This window comes from Chryseobacterium sp. SG20098, from assembly GCF_031844745.1.
Classification (GTDB): Bacteria; Bacteroidota; Bacteroidia; order Flavobacteriales; family Weeksellaceae; genus Chryseobacterium; species Chryseobacterium cucumeris.
The window spans coordinates 3,795,920-3,814,564 of sequence record NZ_CP134622.1 but is presented as its reverse complement, the minus strand read 5'-3'; the positions used below and the strand labels follow the sequence as shown (position 1 = coordinate 3,814,564).

Annotated in this window: 25 protein-coding genes; 8 read left to right on the top strand and 17 right to left on the bottom strand. The window is 37.3% G+C overall.

What is annotated here, in order from left to right; genetic code table 11:
- Positions 1–143: 143 nt before the first annotated feature.
- From rpsN to RHP76_RS17400, 15 genes are all read right to left on the bottom strand, one after another.
- Positions 144–413: a 30S ribosomal protein S14 gene (gene rpsN / locus RHP76_RS17470; protein WP_002983233.1), complete on the bottom strand. Its 270-nt coding sequence runs from the start codon at positions 411–413 to the stop codon at positions 144–146.
- A gap of 3 nt (positions 414–416) precedes the next feature.
- Positions 417–968, bottom strand: coding sequence for a 50S ribosomal protein L5 (gene rplE, locus RHP76_RS17465; RefSeq protein WP_062673609.1), 552 nt, complete (start codon positions 966–968; stop codon positions 417–419).
- Positions 969–981: 13 nt separating this feature from the next.
- Positions 982–1,308, bottom strand: a complete 327-nt coding sequence (rplX, locus tag RHP76_RS17460; RefSeq protein ID WP_029297774.1) for a 50S ribosomal protein L24 — start codon at positions 1,306–1,308, stop codon at positions 982–984.
- 21 nt (positions 1,309–1,329) lie between these two features.
- Complete coding sequence (rplN, locus tag RHP76_RS17455) at positions 1,330–1,698, bottom strand: 50S ribosomal protein L14 (RefSeq protein ID WP_002983226.1); 369 nt, start codon at positions 1,696–1,698, stop codon at positions 1,330–1,332.
- Positions 1,699–1,700: 2 nt separating this feature from the next.
- Positions 1,701–1,955, bottom strand: coding sequence for a 30S ribosomal protein S17 (rpsQ, locus tag RHP76_RS17450; protein WP_027371715.1), 255 nt, complete (start codon positions 1,953–1,955; stop codon positions 1,701–1,703).
- Between the two features lie 12 nt (positions 1,956–1,967).
- Positions 1,968–2,153, bottom strand: a complete 186-nt coding sequence (gene rpmC / locus RHP76_RS17445; protein ID WP_034694678.1) for a 50S ribosomal protein L29 — start codon at positions 2,151–2,153, stop codon at positions 1,968–1,970.
- A gap of 12 nt (positions 2,154–2,165) precedes the next feature.
- Positions 2,166–2,591 (bottom strand): 50S ribosomal protein L16, encoded by a 426-nt coding sequence (gene rplP, locus RHP76_RS17440; RefSeq protein ID WP_034694677.1) that lies wholly within the window; start codon positions 2,589–2,591, stop codon positions 2,166–2,168.
- A 98-nt stretch (positions 2,592–2,689) separates the two neighbouring features.
- Positions 2,690–3,439, bottom strand: a complete 750-nt coding sequence (rpsC, locus tag RHP76_RS17435) for a 30S ribosomal protein S3 (RefSeq protein ID WP_034694675.1) — start codon at positions 3,437–3,439, stop codon at positions 2,690–2,692.
- A gap of 7 nt (positions 3,440–3,446) precedes the next feature.
- Positions 3,447–3,845, bottom strand: a complete 399-nt coding sequence (gene rplV / locus RHP76_RS17430; protein WP_002983214.1) for a 50S ribosomal protein L22 — start codon at positions 3,843–3,845, stop codon at positions 3,447–3,449.
- Between the two features lie 2 nt (positions 3,846–3,847).
- Complete coding sequence (gene rpsS / locus RHP76_RS17425; protein WP_002983209.1) at positions 3,848–4,126, bottom strand: 30S ribosomal protein S19; 279 nt, start codon at positions 4,124–4,126, stop codon at positions 3,848–3,850.
- Positions 4,127–4,128: 2 nt separating this feature from the next.
- Positions 4,129–4,950 (bottom strand): 50S ribosomal protein L2, encoded by an 822-nt coding sequence (rplB, locus tag RHP76_RS17420; RefSeq protein ID WP_027381305.1) that lies wholly within the window; start codon positions 4,948–4,950, stop codon positions 4,129–4,131.
- Between the two features lie 22 nt (positions 4,951–4,972).
- On the bottom strand, positions 4,973–5,263 hold the full coding sequence (rplW, locus tag RHP76_RS17415; RefSeq protein WP_002983204.1) for a 50S ribosomal protein L23: 291 nt from the start codon (positions 5,261–5,263) through the stop codon (positions 4,973–4,975).
- 3 nt (positions 5,264–5,266) lie between these two features.
- Positions 5,267–5,896: a 50S ribosomal protein L4 gene (rplD, locus tag RHP76_RS17410; protein WP_034694672.1), complete on the bottom strand. Its 630-nt coding sequence runs from the start codon at positions 5,894–5,896 to the stop codon at positions 5,267–5,269.
- Positions 5,887–6,513 carry a 50S ribosomal protein L3 gene (rplC, locus tag RHP76_RS17405; RefSeq protein WP_002983195.1) on the bottom strand — a complete coding sequence of 209 codons (627 nt, stop codon included), beginning with the start codon at positions 6,511–6,513 and terminating at the stop codon, positions 5,887–5,889. The genes rplD and rplC overlap by 10 nt, the downstream gene beginning before the upstream one ends.
- 223 nt (positions 6,514–6,736) lie before the next feature.
- Positions 6,737–7,600, bottom strand: a complete 864-nt coding sequence (locus RHP76_RS17400) for a LysR family transcriptional regulator (protein ID WP_311228681.1) — start codon at positions 7,598–7,600, stop codon at positions 6,737–6,739.
- Between the two features lie 131 nt (positions 7,601–7,731).
- Here RHP76_RS17400 and RHP76_RS17395 point away from each other — a divergent pair, with 131 nt between their 5' ends.
- A complete protein-coding gene (locus tag RHP76_RS17395) occupies positions 7,732–8,124 on the top strand; it encodes a rhodanese-like domain-containing protein (RefSeq protein WP_288443940.1) in 393 nt (130 codons plus the stop codon).
- A gap of 17 nt (positions 8,125–8,141) precedes the next feature.
- A complete protein-coding gene (locus tag RHP76_RS17390) occupies positions 8,142–8,585 on the top strand; it encodes a GNAT family N-acetyltransferase (RefSeq protein WP_288443942.1) in 444 nt (147 codons plus the stop codon).
- An 84-nt stretch (positions 8,586–8,669) separates the two neighbouring features.
- On the opposite strand, the gene RHP76_RS17385 is transcribed toward RHP76_RS17390, so the two are convergent.
- Positions 8,670–9,434: a DeoR/GlpR family DNA-binding transcription regulator gene (locus tag RHP76_RS17385; protein ID WP_288443945.1), complete on the bottom strand. Its 765-nt coding sequence runs from the start codon at positions 9,432–9,434 to the stop codon at positions 8,670–8,672.
- A gap of 116 nt (positions 9,435–9,550) precedes the next feature.
- Between RHP76_RS17385 and RHP76_RS17380 the strand changes: the two genes are divergently transcribed.
- The 6 genes from RHP76_RS17380 to RHP76_RS17355 all read left to right on the top strand — a co-directional run bounded on the left by RHP76_RS17380 (position 9,551) and on the right by RHP76_RS17355 (position 16,031).
- On the top strand, positions 9,551–11,149 hold the full coding sequence (locus tag RHP76_RS17380) for a glycerol-3-phosphate dehydrogenase/oxidase (RefSeq protein ID WP_311228680.1): 1,599 nt from the start codon (positions 9,551–9,553) through the stop codon (positions 11,147–11,149).
- A 10-nt stretch (positions 11,150–11,159) separates the two neighbouring features.
- Entirely contained in the window at positions 11,160–12,656 is a 1,497-nt protein-coding gene (glpK, locus tag RHP76_RS17375) for a glycerol kinase GlpK (RefSeq protein ID WP_123278505.1), read from the top strand.
- 24 nt (positions 12,657–12,680) lie between these two features.
- On the top strand, positions 12,681–13,412 hold the full coding sequence (locus RHP76_RS17370; RefSeq protein ID WP_062673601.1) for an MIP/aquaporin family protein: 732 nt from the start codon (positions 12,681–12,683) through the stop codon (positions 13,410–13,412).
- 5 nt (positions 13,413–13,417) lie between these two features.
- Complete coding sequence (locus RHP76_RS17365) at positions 13,418–14,230, top strand: hypothetical protein (RefSeq protein ID WP_311228679.1); 813 nt, start codon at positions 13,418–13,420, stop codon at positions 14,228–14,230.
- A 162-nt stretch (positions 14,231–14,392) separates the two neighbouring features.
- Positions 14,393–14,815 (top strand): hypothetical protein, encoded by a 423-nt coding sequence (locus RHP76_RS17360; RefSeq protein WP_311228678.1) that lies wholly within the window; start codon positions 14,393–14,395, stop codon positions 14,813–14,815.
- Positions 14,816–15,053: 238 nt separating this feature from the next.
- On the top strand, positions 15,054–16,031 hold the full coding sequence (locus RHP76_RS17355) for a hypothetical protein (protein ID WP_288443950.1): 978 nt from the start codon (positions 15,054–15,056) through the stop codon (positions 16,029–16,031).
- A gap of 2,362 nt (positions 16,032–18,393) precedes the next feature.
- On the opposite strand, the gene RHP76_RS23460 is transcribed toward RHP76_RS17355, so the two are convergent.
- Positions 18,394–18,525: a hypothetical protein gene (locus tag RHP76_RS23460; protein ID WP_123278796.1), complete on the bottom strand. Its 132-nt coding sequence runs from the start codon at positions 18,523–18,525 to the stop codon at positions 18,394–18,396.
- Positions 18,526–18,645: the final 120 nt, after the last annotated feature.

The window sequence follows — 18,645 nt, the reverse complement described above, 5'->3', positions numbered from 1 at the left end:
TCTTTTATAATTATTGGTTAAAGAACAATCAGTTTTGCAAAGACTTGAAGAGTAAAATATCAGACGTCAGAAATCTTCAGTCTGATATTTTTATCTTTAGTATCTGAACAACTTAATTGTTCCGATTTTTTATCTAGTGATTATTACCAGCTAGCTTTTCTTACTCCTGGGATAAGACCGTTGTTAGCCATTTCTCTGAAAGTTACTCTGGAAATACCAAACGTTCTCATGTATCCTCTTGGTCTACCTGTTAGTTTACATCTGTTGTGTAATCTTACAGGAGAAGCATTTTTAGGCAATTTTTGAAGTCCTTCGTAATCACCAGCTTCTTTAAGAGCTTGTCTTTTAGCAGCGTATTTAGCAACTAGTGCTTCTCTTTTGCGCTCACGCGCTTTCATTGATTCTTTAGCCATTTCTTAGTTCTTTTTAAATGGTAAACCGAAGTGAGTTAATAATGCTTTAGCTTCTTTATCTGTTTTCGCAGTAGTAACGAAAGTGATGTCCATCCCTTGGATTTTTTTCACTTTGTCAATTACGATTTCAGGGAAGATAATCTGCTCAGTAATACCTAAGTTGTAGTTACCTCTACCATCGAAACCATCAGCTTTGATTCCAGAGAAATCTCTGATACGAGGCAAAGCAGAAGCAGTAAGTCTGTCTAAGAATTCATACATTCTGTCAGCTCTCAATGTTACTTTAGCACCTACCGGCATTCCTTTTCTCAATTTGAAAGCAGCTTCGTCTTTTTTAGAGATTGTACCAACAGCCTTTTGACCAGTGATATTTGTAAGCTCTTCTACAGCATAATCAATGATTTTCTTGTCTGCAGTAGCATCACCTAAACCTTGTGATACAACGATTTTCTCTAATTTAGGTACTTGCATTACTGACTTATACCCGAATTCTTCCATCATTGCAGGAACAATTGTCTCTTTATATGCTTTTTTGGGTCTTGCTATATATTCCATGTGTTATTTAAAATTATAAAGTTTCACCCGTTTTTTTGTTGATTCTTACTTTCTTATCTCCTTCGATTTTGTAACCTACTTTGATAGCTTTTCCGTCTTTACCAACTAAAGCTACGTTTGAGATATGAATAGAAGCTTCCTTCTCAGTAATTCCTCCTTGAGGATTAGAAGCTGAAGGCTTAACGTGTTTTTTAACGATGTTAAGTCCTGCAACGATTACTCTTGGGTCTCTACCTTCTTTCTTGATCACTTCAATAACTTCACCAGTCTTACCCTTGATATCTTTCTTACCAGTAGTAATGATTACGTTATCTCCTCTTTTTATTTTTAACTTTGACATTTCTTTTAAAAATTTTTAAAATTAAAGTACTTCAGGAGCTAATGAAATGATTTTCATATATTCTTTGTCTCTCAACTCACGAGCAACTGGTCCGAAAACACGCGTTCCTCTCATTTCTCCCGCTGCATTTAGTAATACACAAGCATTGTCGTCGAATTTGATGTATGAACCATCTTTTCTTCTTACTGCTTTTTTAGTTCTTACTACTACAGCTTTAGATACCTGACCTTTTTTAGCATTTCCGGATGGTGTAGAATCCTTGATCGTAACAACGATTTTATCACCAACTGAAGCATATCTTCTTCTGGTTCCTCCCAGAACTCTGATCACTAGTACTTCTTTAGCACCTGTGTTATCAGCAACTTTTAATCTTGATTCTGTTTGTAACATTATTACTTAGCTTTTTCAATGATTCTTACTAATCTCCATCTCTTGCTCTTGCTCAAAGGTCTAGTTTCTTGGATCAAAACTGTATCACCTTCTGTGCATTCGTTGTTCTCGTCGTGTGCAGTATATTTTTTCGTTTTCAAAACGAATTTACCGTACATCGGGTGCTTTACTCTTGTAGTTTCACTAACAACAATAGTTTTTTCCATTTTATTGCTGGAAACCACTCCGATTCTTTCTTTTCTTAAATTTCTATCCATTGTAAAATGAAATTATTGTTTGTTAGTTAACTCAGTGTTTAGTCTTGCGATTGTTTTTCTCAAATCTCTGATTTGAATCGGGTTTTCAATTGGGCTGATTGCATGAGCCAATTTCAATTTAGAATATTGAGCTTTTGCTTCAGTTAATTGAGCTTGAATATCACCCGCGCTTAAATTTTTAATATCAGCATTTTTCATTGTATTCAAAGATTATAGAGGTTTAACAAAATCGTTAGCAACGATGAATTTAGTAACTACTGGTAATTTTTGTGCAGCAAGTCTAAGAGCTTCTTTCGCAATTTCGTAAGGAACACCTCCAACTTCGAACATAATTTTACCTGGTTTTACTACAGCTACCCAATATTCAACAGCACCCTTACCTTTACCCATACGTACTTCCGCTGGTTTCTTAGTAATTGGCTTATCTGGGAAGATTTTGATCCATAGTTGACCTTCTCTCTTCATATATCTTGTCGCAGCGATACGAGCCGCTTCAATCTGTCTTGCAGTGATCCAAGCTCCTTCCGTTGCTTTGATCCCAAAAGTTCCGTAAGCAAGTTGACTACCTCTCTGGGCATTCCCCTTCATCTTCATCTTGTGAACTCTACGGAATTTGGTTCTTTTTGGTTGTAACATAATTTCTAAATTTTAGATTTTAGATTTTAGATTTTAGATTTTTTTTAATTTTAAAAAAGTAACGGTAATTTAAAATTCAAAATTTCTAATCTAAAATTTTAATTATTATTGTTATTGTTGTTGTTTTTTCTAGGTCTTCTGTTGTCTCTGTCTCCTCCTCTGTTTCCTCTGTCTGACTGACCTCCTTTTTTCTGTTGTCCCACTAGTGGAGAAAGTTCTCTTTTACCGTAAACTTCACCTTTCATGATCCAAACTTTAACCCCTAGTCTACCGTAAGTAGTGTGAGCTTCTGCCCAGTGGTAATCGATATCAGCTCTGAAAGTTGACAATGGAATTCTTCCTTCTTTGAAAGATTCTGATCTTGCCATTTCAGCTCCGTTTAATCTACCAGAGATTTGAACTTTGATACCTTCAGCACCCATTCTCATAGTACTTGCCATTGCCATTTTAACAGCTCTTCTGTAAGAAATTCTGTTTTCAATTTGCTTAGAAATACTATCAGCAACTAGTACAGCATCTAATTCAGGTCTTTTGATTTCGAAAATGTTGATTTGAATATCCTTACCAGTCAATTTCTTCAACTCTTCTTTCAATTTATCAACTTCCTGACCTCCTTTACCGATAATAAGTCCCGGTCTAGCAGTAGTAATAGTTACTGTAACTAATTTTAAAGTTCTTTCAATATAAATTTTTGAAATACCACCTTTAGATAATCTAGCTTCAAGGTATCTTCTGATTTTGTAGTCTTCAGCGATTCTGTCTCCATAATCGTTTCCACCAAACCAGTTAGAATCCCATCCTCTGATGATACCTAATCTGTTACCAATTGGATTTGTCTTCTGTCCCATACCTTGATTAATTTTCTTTGTTACCTAAGATTAATGTAACGTGGTTAGATCTTTTTCTGATTCTATACCCTCTACCTTGTGGAGCTGGTCTTAGTCTCTTCAATTGTCTTGCACTATCCACAAATATTTCTTTAACGATAAGGTTTGCTTCCTCGATGTCAGCACCTTCGTTTTTCACTTGCCAGTTAGCCATAGCAGAAAGAAGTAATTTCTCTAACTTGTTAGAAGCATCCTTCTTAGAATATTTTAGGATATAAAGTGCTTTGTCTACCTGCTCTCCTCTAATGATATCAGCAACTAATCTCATTTTTCTTGGAGAAGACGGGCAATTATTTAATGAAGCTTTTACAACGTCTTTGTTAGCTTCTTTTCTTGCGATTGAACTATCTTGTTTTCTTGATCCCATGATTATCTGCTTCCTTTGTTTTTGTTACCACCATGACCTCTGAAAGATCTTGTTGGAGAAAATTCGCCTAACTTGTGACCAACCATGTTTTCTGTAACGTAAACCGGGATAAAAGATTTCCCGTTGTGTACAGCAATAGTTTGTCCTACGAAGTCCGGAGAGATCATAGATGCTCTAGACCAAGTTTTGATAACTGTCTTCTTACCAGACTCTATATTTGCCTGAACCTTCTTATCTAAAGTATGATGAATGAACGGTCCTTTTTTAAGTGATCTTGCCATAATTATTTTCTTTTAGATACGATGTAACGGTTAGACACTTTGTTTTTCTTTCTAGTTTTGTAACCTTTAGCCGGTTTACCGTTTCTAGATCTTGGGTGACCTCCTGAAGAACGTCCTTCACCACCACCCATTGGGTGATCTACTGGGTTCATTACAACCGCTCTTGTTCTTGGTCTTCTACCTAACCATCTGCTTCTACCAGCCTTACCTGATACAGTTAATTGGTGATCTGAGTTGGAAACAGAACCAATCATTGCCATACATTCAGTAAGGATCATTCTTGATTCTCCTGAAGGTAACTTGATGATTGCATATTTACCATCTCTGGAAGTTAATTGAGCTGAAGAACCAGCACTTCTTGCTAAAATTGCACCTTGTCCAGGCTTCATTTCAACACAAGAGATTACAGTACCCAATGGAATATTTTTCAATTTCATTGCGTTACCTACGTTTGGTTCAACGCTTTCTCCTGATACTACTTTCTGATCAACTTTGATACCGTTTGGAGCGATGATATATCTCTTCTCTCCGTCTGCGTACTCTAATAAAGCGATAAATGCAGTTCTGTTTGGATCGTATTCTACAGATTTTACAGTTGCTTCAACGTTTGCTTTGTTTCTTTTGAAGTCAATAATTCTGTATTTCTTTTTGTGTCCACCTCCGGTGTAACGCATGGTCATTTTACCTGTTTGGTTACGTCCACCTGACTTTTTAATACCAACTGTTAGAGATTTCTCTGGTTTGTTGGTAGTAATTTCCTCAAAATTGTTTACAATTCTGAATCTCTGTCCCGGGGTGATAGGTTTTAATTTTCTAACAGACATTACTATTATTTATAATTAATAATTAATTTACAGCAAAAATATCGATAACCTCACCTTCAGCAAGTTTGATTACCGCTTTTTTCAATTTATTTGTCTTTCCTACTTGAAGACCTTTTTTAGTGTATTTTGAAGAAACCTTCGGAGCATAAATCATTGTGTTAACGTCTGCTACTTTTACACCGTAAGCTGCTTCAACAGCTTTTTTGATCTCGATTTTATTCGCCTTAGGATTCACTAAGAAAGAATAAGAACCTCTTAAATCTGTAAGGTAATTAGCCTTTTCTGAAATAACTGGTTTAATAATAACTGACATGATTTATTTCTTTAAATTTTCCTGGAATTTTTCAACTGCACCTTCGAAGAAAATGATCTCACCAGCGTTTACTAAATCGTAAGAACTGATCTCGTTGAAGTTCATTACTTTAGTTTTAGGTAAGTTTCTTGAAGATAAATACACATTCTTATTAGCTTCAGGAAGAACGAATAAAGATTTTTTACCGTTAAGTTCCAATGCATTTAATACATTGATGAAATCTTTAGTCTTAGGAGCGTCAAAGCTCACATCTTCTAAAACTTTAATGCTGTTGTCTCTCATTTTCTGAGATAAAACAGATTTCTTAGCTAATCTCTTAAGAGCTTTGTTCAATTTGAATCTGTAGTCTCTTGGTTTTGGTCCGAATACTCTACCTCCACCTCTGAATACTGGAGATTTGATATCACCGTATCTAGCAGATCCTGATCCTTTTTGCTTCTTAAGCTTTTTAGTAGAAGCAGTAATTTCGCTTCTTTCTTTTGCTTTATGAGTACCTTGTCTTTGAGCAGCAAGATACTGCTTAACTTCTAAGTAAACCGCGTGCTGATTTGGCTCAATTCCGAATACTGTTTCGTCTAGAGTTACTTTTCTTCCGGTCTCTTTTCCTGATGTATTTAATACTACTAGTTCCATTTTCTGATAATTACATAAGAATTTTTAGCTCCCGGAACAGCACCTTTTACTACTAAAAGATTTTGTTCTTGATCAACTTTTAACACTTGAAGGTTTTGAACAGTTACCTGCTTACCTCCCATTCTTCCAGCCATTCTCATCCCTTTGAATACTCTTGAAGGGTCTGAACCAGCACCGATAGAACCTGGAGCTCTAAGTCTGTTGTGCTGACCATGAGTTGCCTGCATTACACCTCCAAATCCGTGTCTCTTAACAACACCCTGGAAGCCTTTACCTTTTGAAGTTCCTGTTACGTCAACATATTCACCTTCAGCGAATAGATCAACTTTTACTTCTTCTCCTACTTTTACTTCATCAACGAATTCTCTGTAGAATTCTACTAATTTAGCTTTAGGAGCAGAACCAGCCTTTTTAAAATGACCAGCTAACGCTTTACCAACGTTCTTCTCACTCTTGTCATCGAAACCTAACTGAACAGCTTTATAACCGTCTTTTTCTAAGGTTCTGACCTGTAAAACCGAGCATGGACCAGCTTGAATAACTGTACAAGGAATGTTTTTTCCTTCTTCGTTAAACAAAGACGTCATACCGATTTTTTTACCAATAATACCTGACATTGTTTATATTATAATAAAATTTATCCTTTATTTATCCCCATTTTTCGGAAGTCTGAAGTAATTTCTACTTTTGATATAGGCATACTACGCCCCTAAAATGAGTGTGCAAATTTATGAATAATTTTGTAACTGACAAATATTTAGACTAAAATATTTTGATTTTTAATCATTTAGCAGTTTCAGAAAAAAAACTATCCGAAATTTTGAAAATATTCTTTGAAGTTTAAAAGAAAGTCGTTAATATATTTTTTCCGGCATCCGATTTTCTTACCACCAGATAATGTTTTCTTTTCAAACCCTTACTTCCGATTTTTTTAAATTTCAGCTCATCAGACAGCCTGAATGAATGCAATGCCCATTTCGGCATACAGGTAATGCCCATATTGGCCTGCACCATTTCCAAAGTAACTTCTGTTAACGGAACTGCTGAAATCTTCACAGGCATCATTCCGCTGGGATTAAGGAACCGATCGTAAACAGAAACGGTTTCTAAAGGAAAAGAATGAATGATTAAATGAGCATCCCGAAAATCCTCAGCACTAAGATATTCAGTATCATTTAAAAGGTTTTCCTGATGAATTACTGCAAAAACTTCATCCTCAAAAATCTCAATGCAGATCAATTCATTATTACCGGCAGGTTTTGAAGTGACCACTGCAATATCAATTTCATTGGATATGATTTTTTCCACAGGCTTATGAGTCGCTTCCAATACCAGATCCACTTCAATCTCCGGATATAATACTTTCATTTTCTGAATAAATAACGGCAGTCCCTGATAGAATGAGTAACATTCTGTACTGATTTTTATGGTACCCGCTGCTCCTGCTCTTATCTGCTGAATCTCATTCAGACCATTCCCGATACTATCTATTACAGTACATGCAGTTTTGTAGAGCACACTTCCCTCCTCAGTAAGCTCCCATTTGTTCCTTGCCCTGTAAAACACTTTAAACCCAAGCTGGATTTCCAGATCTTTAAGCTGATGGCTTAAGGCTGACTGTGTCAAAAAAAGTTTTTCAGAAAAACCTGCAATACTCCCTTCCTCCGCAATTGTTTTAATAAGTTTTAAAAACTTGATTTCCATAGCGCAAAGTTAATCATATAACAAAAAACACTATCTGAAAATATTTCATTTAACACTGCAGAACATTCAATTTCAATCTTAGGAAAAGAATAAACCCGATCATAGCTTTGCACTACAAACAATTTAACATTATGCAAGAACAAATTGAATTCTACCAGAAAAAATTAATGTATGAAATGGATCCTTCAGATTTATATGATGGATTTCAAAACAGCACAGATTACATTGCAGTAGATACCAGAAGACCAAATGGCTATAGCAAAGAACACATCCCATCTGCAATTAATCTGCCCCATCGGGAAATGACAGAAGAAAGCACCCGGCACCTTGATAAGTCAAAAATATATGTCTGCTACTGCGACGGGATAGGCTGTAATGCTTCCACAAAAGGAGCTTTAAAAATGACCCAATTAGGATTTAAGGTGATGGAATTAATAGGAGGAATGGAATGGTGGAAATTTGATGGCTATGCCACAGAAGGAACAGATCCTACCAATAGTTCCGCTTTTGCATGCGCCTGCTAATTCAGCAACATAAAGATATGAAAATAAGATTCGCCGAAGAAAAAGACATAAGTTCCATTATCGAATTGTGTAAAGCCCATGCGCACTATGAAAGAAACTTTTTTAAGGAAGAAAACAAAAAGGAACAGCTCGCTAAACACCTCCTTGATCCGGATTCCCATATAAAATGTCTGGTTGCAGAATCTGATACTGAAATAACAGGATATGCAACATTTTTCAAACAGTTCTCCACCTGGGATGTAGGTTACTATATGTATGTTGACTGCTTATTCTTAAAAGAGAATGCAAGGGGAAACGGAACAGGAAAACAAATAATGGAATTAATAAAAATCCACTCAAAAGAAGAAGGCTGCTCGATGATTCAATGGCAAACCCCGGATTTTAATACAAGAGCCATTAAGTTCTACACTGTACTTGGAGCGGAAAGAAAAAACAAAAAGAGATTTTTCTGGAAAGTATAAGTCAAATGATTTCTATTTTAAAATAGAGACCGCCTGAAGTCAGACGGTCTCTATTTTTAACTATTTAATTAAGCTGAATACAGCCTATTTTACAATAACCGTAACCCCTCTCTCTTCCAACGCAGACCGGTCTTCTTCACCGATACCATTATCTGTGATCAGATAATCCACTTCGTCCAATGAGGCAATTTTACCAAACCCCTTCTTATTCAGTTTGGACGAATCTGCCAAAACGACTGTCTTATCCGCACACTCAATCATTACCTGATTAAGATGTGCCTCCGCTGCATTGGAGGTACTGATTCCAAATTCAAGATCAATACCGTCTACCCCCAGAAAAAGTTTATTACAGGAAAACTGTTTGAGAATTCCTTCCGAAATGGATCCTACGATTGAAGTTGAACTTTTCCTCACCTCCCCTCCCAGTTGGATCACATTAATATTAGGATTGTTACAAAGCTCAATAGCCACCCTTAGTGAGGACGTTAAAACAGTAAGCGAATTGAAATTCACAAGCATTCTGGCAAGATAATGCATGGTTGTTCCGGACGCCAGTATAATACAGTCATTTTCCTGAATCAATGACAGTGCAGCTTTCGCAATAGCCTGTTTTGCTTCCACATTGATACTTTCTTTCTCCCCTACATTTTTTTCATAAGCATATCTTACCTGCTTACTTGCTCCTCCATGATTTCTGAAAAGAAGCCCCAGGCTTTCGAGATAATTCAGATCCTTTCGGATCGTAACTGAAGAAACATTGAGCTTTTCACACAGATCCTGGACAAGCACATGCCCTTTCTCATCCAGCTCTTTAAGTATTTCATCCTGCCTTGGTAATAGCTTTTCCATTTTATTCGTTTCATCAAAATTACCGATTTTTTCCGATATTTTAAAATTTCATTTATTTTCTTTTTGCTTTCATTTTTAATTTATATATTTGAAAACGAAACATAAACGAAACATTTATGAAACGAAACGAAGAACTCAGTAAGTTAACCAATGTAAAAGAATGGGACTTTATTGTCATAGGAGGAGGAGCCAGTGGTTTAGGTTCAGCATTAGATGCGGTAAGCAGGGGATTCAAAACTTTATTGCTTGAATCTCATGACTTCGCAAAAGCAACATCCAGCAGAAGTACCAAATTGGTACACGGCGGGGTGAGATATCTCGCTCAGGGAGATGTCGGATTGGTAAAAGAAGCATTAAAAGAAAGAGGACTCTTAGCAAAGAACGCAGCACATATCGTAAAAAATCAGTCTTTCATTATTCCGAACTACACATGGTGGGGAGGAATCTACTATAAGATAGGTTTATCTGTTTATGATTTCCTTGCGGGAAAACTAAGTTTGGGTAAAACGAAATACATCAGCAAAGCGAAAACCGTTGAAAAGCTTCCTACTATTGAACAAAATCACTTAATGAGTGGTGTTGTTTACCAGGATGGACAGTTTGACGACGCCAGACTTGCCATTAATCTTACCCAAACGATTATTGAAAAAGGAGGAAGTGCTGTTAACTATGTGAAAGTAATCAACCTTTTGAAAGATTCTTCTGATAAAGTAGTAGGCGTAGTTGCTGAAGACCAGTTTTCTAAACAGCAATATCAGATCCATGGTAAAGTAGTCATCAATGCCACTGGTGTATTTACGAATGACATTCTTAATATGAACAACCCTAAGCATGGTAAATTGGTGGTACCAAGCCAGGGAATTCACCTGGTACTGGATAAATCTTTCCTGAAAAGCGATGATGCCATCATGATTCCAAAAACATCAGACGGCAGGGTTTTATTTGTTGTGCCGTGGCACGACAGAGCCTTGGTGGGAACCACCGATACTCTTTTAAAGGATGAAAGCTTTGAGCCTCGTGCACTGGAAGAAGAAATCAGCTTTGTTTTAAATACAGCAAGACAATATCTGGCTAAAAAACCAACCCGTGAAGATGTGAAATCAGTTTTCGCAGGTCTTCGTCCGCTTGCCGCTCCTAAAGATGGAAGCAAAAGCACCAAAGAAGTTTCCCGTAGCCATAAAGTTATTACTTCAGAAACCGGATTAGTTTCTATTATCGGAGGAAAATGGACTACTTACCGTAAAATGGCAGAAGATACTGTAAACGAAGCCATGAAAGTTCACAGATTGGGAAATAGCCCATCTAAAACAGAACATCTTTCCATTCATGGAAATGTAAAACCAGAACAGGTAGACAGAACCAATCATCTGTATGTGTACGGATCTGATATTCCGGCTATCAAAAGATTACAGGAAAGTAATCCGCGCTATGCTCAAAAAATCCATCCTGATCATCCCTTTACTGTAGCAGAAGTGGTATGGGCCGTAAGAGTTGAAATGGCAGAAACCATTGAAGATATCCTGGCAAGAAGAGTACGTCTGCTTTTCCTGGATGCCAGAGCAGCGATAGACAGCGCTCATAACGTAGCAAGAATCATTGCTGAAGAAAAAGGATATTCTGAAGAATGGGCGCAGCAGCAGGAAAATGAATTCATTGAACTGGCAAGAGGATATTTACTGACTCCTTATTCACCTAAAGTTATCAACCTAAATTAGCATTATATACATGAATGAAAAACTAATTCTCGCTCTAGACCAGGGAACAACTTCCTCCAGAGCGATTCTCTTCAATCACAGTGGAGAAATAGAATATGTATCTCAAAAAGATTTCAGACAAATATTTCCTACTCCGGGTTGGGTAGAACACGATCCAAACGAAATTTGGTCTTCACAGATCTCTGTAGCAGCTGAAGTTATTGCAAAAGCCGGAATCTCCGGATTGGAAGTTGCCGCTATCGGGATTACCAACCAACGTGAAACTACCATTGTCTGGGATAAGGAAACCGGCGAACCTATCTACAATGCTATTGTATGGCAGGACCGAAGAACTTCAAAATACTGCGACGAACTGAAAGATCAGGGACATGCAGAAACCATCAAGGAAAAAACAGGATTGGTTCTGGACGCTTACTTTTCAGCGACCAAGCTGAAATGGATTCTTGATAATGTAGAAGGAGCAAGACAGAAAGCCGAAGAGGGAAAATTATGTTTCGGAACTGTTGATACATGGCTTGTATGGAAACTGACTCGTGGAAAAATGTTTATCACAGATGTTTCCAATGCCAGCAGAACAATGCTTCTTAATATTCATACTTTAGAATGGGATAATGATTTATTAGAATTATTTGACATTCCTAAAAACATTCTCCCTGAAGTCAAGCAAAGCAGTGAAATATATGGAGAAACAGCAACTACACTTTTCTCTACCAAAATTCCAATCGCAGGTATTGCTGGTGACCAACAGGCTGCCCTGTTCGGGCAGATGTGTACCACTCCGGGAATGGTGAAAAATACTTACGGAACAGGATGCTTCTTATTAATGAACACAGGAACAGAAGCCGTTTCTTCTAAAAACAATCTTCTCACTACTGTAGCGTGGAAGATCAATGGAGAAGTAAATTACGCACTGGAAGGAAGTGTATTCGTAGGAGGCGCTGCTATTCAATGGTTAAGAGATGGTCTTAAGCTTATACGTTCTTCTGAAGAGGTAAACAAACTGGCAGCTTCTGTACCAGATAATGGTGGTGTTTACTTCGTACCTGCACTGACAGGTCTTGGCGCGCCTTACTGGGATCAGTATGCCCGCGGAACCATTGTAGGAATTACCCGTGGAACGACCGATGCACATATTGCAAGAGCAACATTGGAAGGAATTGCATTTCAGGTATATGAAATTGTAAAAGCAATGGAAGCAGATTCAGGAAGAGCAAGTCTTGAATTAAGAGTAGACGGTGGTGCTTCTGCAAGTGATCTTCTGATGCAGATCCAGTCTGACTTATTTGGATTTAAAATAACAAGACCAAAGACATTGGAAACTACTGCTCTTGGAGCAGCCTACCTTGCAGGACTTGCAGTAGGATACTGGAAAAGTATTGACGAAATCCAGCAGCAATGGATTGTAGACAAAGACTTCCACCCTCAATTAAACAGAGAACAAGTGGATAAAATGACCCACTTCTGGAAGAAAGCGGTAAAAAGCGCTCAAAGCTGGATAGAAGATTAATTCACCCATCAAAAAAAAACTTATATGACCCCATTTATTGCAGAAGTTATCGGAACGATGCTTCTTATATTGTTAGGCAACGGTGTTGTAGCCAATGTTGTCTTAAAAGATACGAAAGGAAATAATTCCGGATGGATTGTTATTACTACCGCATGGGCACTGGCCGTATTTGTGGGAGTAACCGTTGCAGGGCCAATAAGTGGGGCCCATCTGAATCCGGCTGTAACCATTGGTCTTGCGACAGCAGGAAAGTTTTCGTGGGACCTGGTTCCCTCTTATATTGCAGCCCAAATGATTGGAGGAATGCTGGGTGCATTTTTAGTGTGGCTGTTTCATAAAGATCATTTTGCCATTACAGAAGATGAAGGTGCAAAACTGGCATGTTTCAGTACAGGTCCGGCCATCAGAAAAACATCTTCCAATCTTATCAGTGAGATCATCGGAACGTTTGTACTGGTATTCTGTGTCTTCTACTTTGCAGATCCAAGTATTTCTTTACAGGCAGACCCAACAGCTAAAGTAGGATTAGGTTCTATTGGAGCCATTCCCGTTACGTTTGTAGTGTGGGCAATTGGTTTATCTCTTGGAGGAACTACAGGCTATGCCATTAACCCGGCAAGAGATCTTGCCCCAAGAATTATGCATACCATTTTGCCTGTAAAAGGCAGCAGTGACTGGAGCTATGCGTGGATTCCTGTAGTAGGTCCGGTTACCGGAGCGATTATCGCAGCAATATTATATGGATTTTTAAAATAAAACACATGATGAGAAAAATCTTAAAAGGGATCTTCTTTCTTGTTTTAGGAACAGGAAAACTACTTTCACAGGAAAGTGCTGAAGCCAAGGAATCCAAAGAAGGAAGACTTGATTTTACAGCCAACATTCAGAATAATCATTTATGGAGAGGTCTTATCATTACTGATAAACCAGTTGTAATGGGAAATCTGTCGTATGTCCTGGATGCAGAGAAAAAATGGAAGGTAGGAATCTGGGGAGCATCTGCACTGGCTGATGACAAAGACAACACTCATTATAAAGAGATCAATTATTATATTCAATATTCTGACGGACGTTTTTATATAGGGCTATGGGATCTTTACAACTCCCGAAACATCAATACTGCAGTGGCTGCTGATGATATCTTCAGCTATTCACAAAGAAGAACTGCTCATATTATTGATTTAAGGACCAACTATACTTTCGGACCATCACTCCCGATCAATATTGAGGCTGATATCATGCTGTATGGAGGAGCCAATGCAGGAGAAGTTATTCTGGAAGCTGACGGAAGTTACAAAAAGAACAGATATTCTACCTATGTACAGGCGAGCTATCCTGTTATTAAAGGACAGAAAGTCAATCTGGATGCATTTGTAGGAGCAGGATTTGCCCTCAACGACAAAACCTTTTTATATGGCAATGGCAAAAACAGCTTTGACATTGTAAACGTAGGCCTAAAGGCCGGAAAGGTTGTTAAGATTACCGATCATTACAGTCTTCCTGTAACCATGATGGCGATGTGGAATCCATCGAATAAGTTTGCAAGGATTCAGCTTGCGGCAACCGTTTTTTAATCTGATTTTAACTCATTATAGAAAGCCACTCCCAAAAGAAGTGGCTTTATTGTTATAAAAAACTTTCAGTGAAAGAGATTTTGTACAACACATCTTTTAAACAACCGTGTTTTTACGGTGAATGTTTTTGCTTAAAAATCTTTACTTTTGAAAAAAATATCTATGAAAAAGTTTTTCAGTATAATGATTCTGTGCATCAGTATTTTTACGTGGGCACAGCAGACAGAGCTTCCTTTTATTGGATACAGAGCTTTTGATATCATGAAAGGATATAGCGGCACAGGTACTCCTCATTATTATCTGGATCTCAAAAATAATGGTGATGTACATTTTGGATACGTTCAGGTGAATCAGGCCAGCGGAGAAGAAACAACGGAAGAAATCAATGTTGGTAAATACGCACCCAATAAGGTAATGAAAGTGGTTTTTAAAAAATATGAGGAAACGTTTTTCGTAAAGTTTGATAAAGAAAAAATTTACCTTACGGATGAAAAAGGAAATGTTAAGAATCTTGAAGGTTGCTGCTCATCAACTGAGAGCGTTAATAAAGAACCCTGCACCTGCGAAAGCGAATTTTTTAAGTAGTACAATATAGAGAAAAAAGCCACTCCATTTGGGGTGGTTTTCTTGTTGTGTAAAACCACCCCGTCAAATTACAAATTTGCCACCCCTCCGGAGGAGGGGAATCGTTATACAACCTACTGCATTTGAACAAATCATACTACATCAATACAATATTTTTTGCTTATTACCTTTAATCACCGGGATTTTACGGTTTATATTCTGCCAAAATATCTTTAATTTTGAAGGGTGATTTACACCAATGAAACATTTTAAAATTTTATTTCTATTTCTCCTCTTTCTTACTGTATCATGCAACAGGAAAGAGAATCATCCTTACACTTTCTATTACTGGAAAACCAAACTGAAGCTTGACAATGCAGAAAAGAAAGCATTGGATAAAGCTACGGTTCCTTACTTATACACCAGATTCTTTGATGTAGATAAAGTAAACGGAAAATTTCAGCCAGTAGCAGTGATTACCAAGGGCCAGAGTTTTCAGACAGACAAACAGATTGTTCCTACGGTTTTCATTACCAATCAGACCTTGCTGGGGATCTCTGCAGATGAGATCCGATTTCTGGCAGAAAGCATTCATCTTTTAATTCAAAAGAAAACAGAAGAATATCATCTCAAAACCAATAACGAAATTCAAATTGACTGCGACTGGACTGCGGGAACACGAAATGACTATTTTAAACTTCTGAAAGAGCTCAAAAGGATTTCCGGAAAAGAAATAACCTGTACGCTTCGCCTTCATCAGGTGAAAGATAAAAAGCAGACCGGAATTCCTCCTGTGGAAAAAGTATACCTGATGTGCTACTCTACTTCATCACCTCTTGAAAACTCCGATAAAAATTCTATCCTGGATGTGAATATTCTGAAAAGTTATCTTTCGAAAATAGAAGATTATCCGATCAAAAATGTTGAAGTGGCACTTCCCATTTATTCATGGGGGATTGTTACCAATCACTTAGGAAAACACAGACTTATTAATGCCTTATCGAAAAGAGATCTGGAAAACTCCAGTTTCAAAAAAATTTCAGATCACGAAATTGAAGTCATGAAAGACGGATTCTACTTCGGAAGTTATTTGAATAAAGGTTTCAAAATAAAGGCAGAAGAAATCTCCGAAGAACAGCTTAACGATGTCATTGTATTTTTACAGAAAAAAATCCCGCATTTTAATATTATTTATTATCAATTAGATAGTAAATTTGTTTCAGACCGGAAATTTTAATCTCTTAGAGATAGAGGCATACTTGCCAGAGCACTACCATCATACAATATTAAAACTAAAAAAAACACTACACTCCCTATGAAAAAGTATATTCTTTCACTTGCGGTCGTATCACTTTTCTATACACAATCTGACGCCTGTGCGTGGTCAGATCCTGATTATGATTACTTCAACCTTTTTACGCAAACCATCATCAAAGACAAGGCTTATCTTCCCTTCCTGCACAATTATTCAAGCAGATTTTATGGAGGATATAACTCAGCATTGATTCCTGATGACAATGTGGAAACCTGGAAGAAGTTTTTCAACAATCAGCTGAGCTATTCTGAAACTCAGAATCTGGTGTATAAGATGAGTATGAACGACCTGAATGCTTTAAAGAACGGAAATCCTACCAACCCTCTTTTACAAAAACTAGGCACCGGATTTTACCAGAAATATAAGGAAGGTATTGATTATTTGATTGAAGCCAAATATCTTGAGCCTTATATGAGCATCAATTATATAGAAAGTGAAAACTCATTCTATTACGACAGGGATGCCAACAGAAAAAATGCTACTGCTCTTGATTACCATAAAACAATTGCAGCCTTAACCTCTCTGTACAATGCAGCAAGAAATCCGGAAATCAAACAGCGTTACGGATATCAGCTGGTACGTCTGAATCATTATACAAGAAATTACGATTCTGCAGTACAGGCTTTCAAAACGTATGTAGAGCCTATCAAATTAAAAGGAACGGTGTACTTCATGTCTCTGGACCAATTGGCAGGAGCACAAAGAGGACTGGAAATGAACAGTGATGCCAACTGGAACTTCTTCCAGGTATTCATGAACAGCAAAGACCGTAAGGAATCTGCATTTGTTTCGATGAAGCTTTCCGACACGGCCTCTTTCAGCAATATCATGAAAAGAGCCAATACGAATGAAGAAAAGAATATGGCTTACTTCCTTTTAGGCTATGAAGACTTCAACAATCCTATTCCGATGATGGAAAAGATGTATGAAATCAATCCAGATTCCGAGATTCTGAAGGTAATGGCTGCCAGAAGTATCAACGAGCTTGAAAGAAGCTATCTGCCTACCTATTACTACACTTCAGATGCTCAGAAAGCAGCAGAAAAAGAGAATTCAACGGATAACACCTCAAAAAGTACATCTGCAGATTCAACCAAAACTGAGGTGAAAGAAGAAAAGCTTTCTTTCTGGCAGAAAATTGTAAGGTTCTTCAAAAATCTTTTCGGTGGTTCCAAATCTGATAAAAAAGGTGACAATGCCAAGGCAGACCAAAGTGATGATGAGCTGTTCAGCAATCCGGACAGAATTCCATTCTATAACAGAACAGGGTATTATTACGATGAAAAAACACAGGATTTCCTTAACGACCTGGAAAAATTCACAAACAAAACAAAAGAAAAGTCTAAGGATGAATACTGGCAGATTGCAGATGCTTATCTTAAGTTTTTAAAGAAAGACTATAAAGAAAGTTCTGAAATTCTTAATGGCATCAAAACGGCCAATCCGGAATATCTGGAGGAAATCAAAAGGATGAAAGTTCTGAATGACATCGTTTCCCAGCCGAAAATTGATGCAGACTATGAAGACCATCTGATGAAAGATTATGCAGAATACTTTGTAGAGAAAAAGGTAGAGAAAGATACAGCCACTACAGATCATTTCGATTATTATGGTGAAGTACCTTCTACAGCAGATTTCCTTAAAGATGTTATTGCGAACCGTTATTTTCTCCAGGGAGAGGATGGAAAGTCATTCCTGATGAACAATAAACTTTCAGATCTGCAGTACAATCCGAATTCCAGTTTGGTAAAAAGCGTGGAAGAGTTTTACAGAAAGCCTGATAAAACACAATTTGAGCAGCAGATTATTGCCAAAAATATGGACAGCGTAGGTAATATTGATGCCTTCTTTAATACCATTTATGGAGACAGAGCCATGAGACTTGCCGATTTTGAAAAAGCAAAAGCGTATTATGAAAAAGCAAAAAGTTTTGCGGGTATTCCAAGACAAAATTATGAATGGACAGAAAAGAATGGGCAAACCATCACTCCAAAGCAATATGCTCCTTCAGAATATAATGGATTTAAAAATATTTCAAATCTCGTATTCGGACATAATGTGTGGGAAAGTTTCGGAAGTGCTGACACCGAAAGTATGAAAGCAGAAAACTATACTGATTTCCCTTTCATCAAAACAAGAATGGACAAACTTGAGCTGGCAGATGCATTGATTCAATTGAAAAAGATCGGAAACGGTACGGGTGAAAAAGCGGCAAAAGCCAATCAGCTTATCGGAAACTTATTGTACAATACTTCTATTTTAGGATATTACCGTCAATTATTTGTTATGGATATCGACAACAGCAACGGAGGTAAATATGATTTCTGGAATACAGACAGAAAGAATCCTTACAAGTATTACTACAAAAACTTCCTTGATACTTCTTATATTGAACCTGATAATTTTGATCTGTCAATCAACTATTATCAAAAAGCACTTAAGCTTTCCAGTAATAAAGAGGAAAAAGCAAGAATCTTATTCCAGATGGCAAGTGCTGAACAGGGCAAGTATTACCAGTATGAAGCGAAAGCACCAA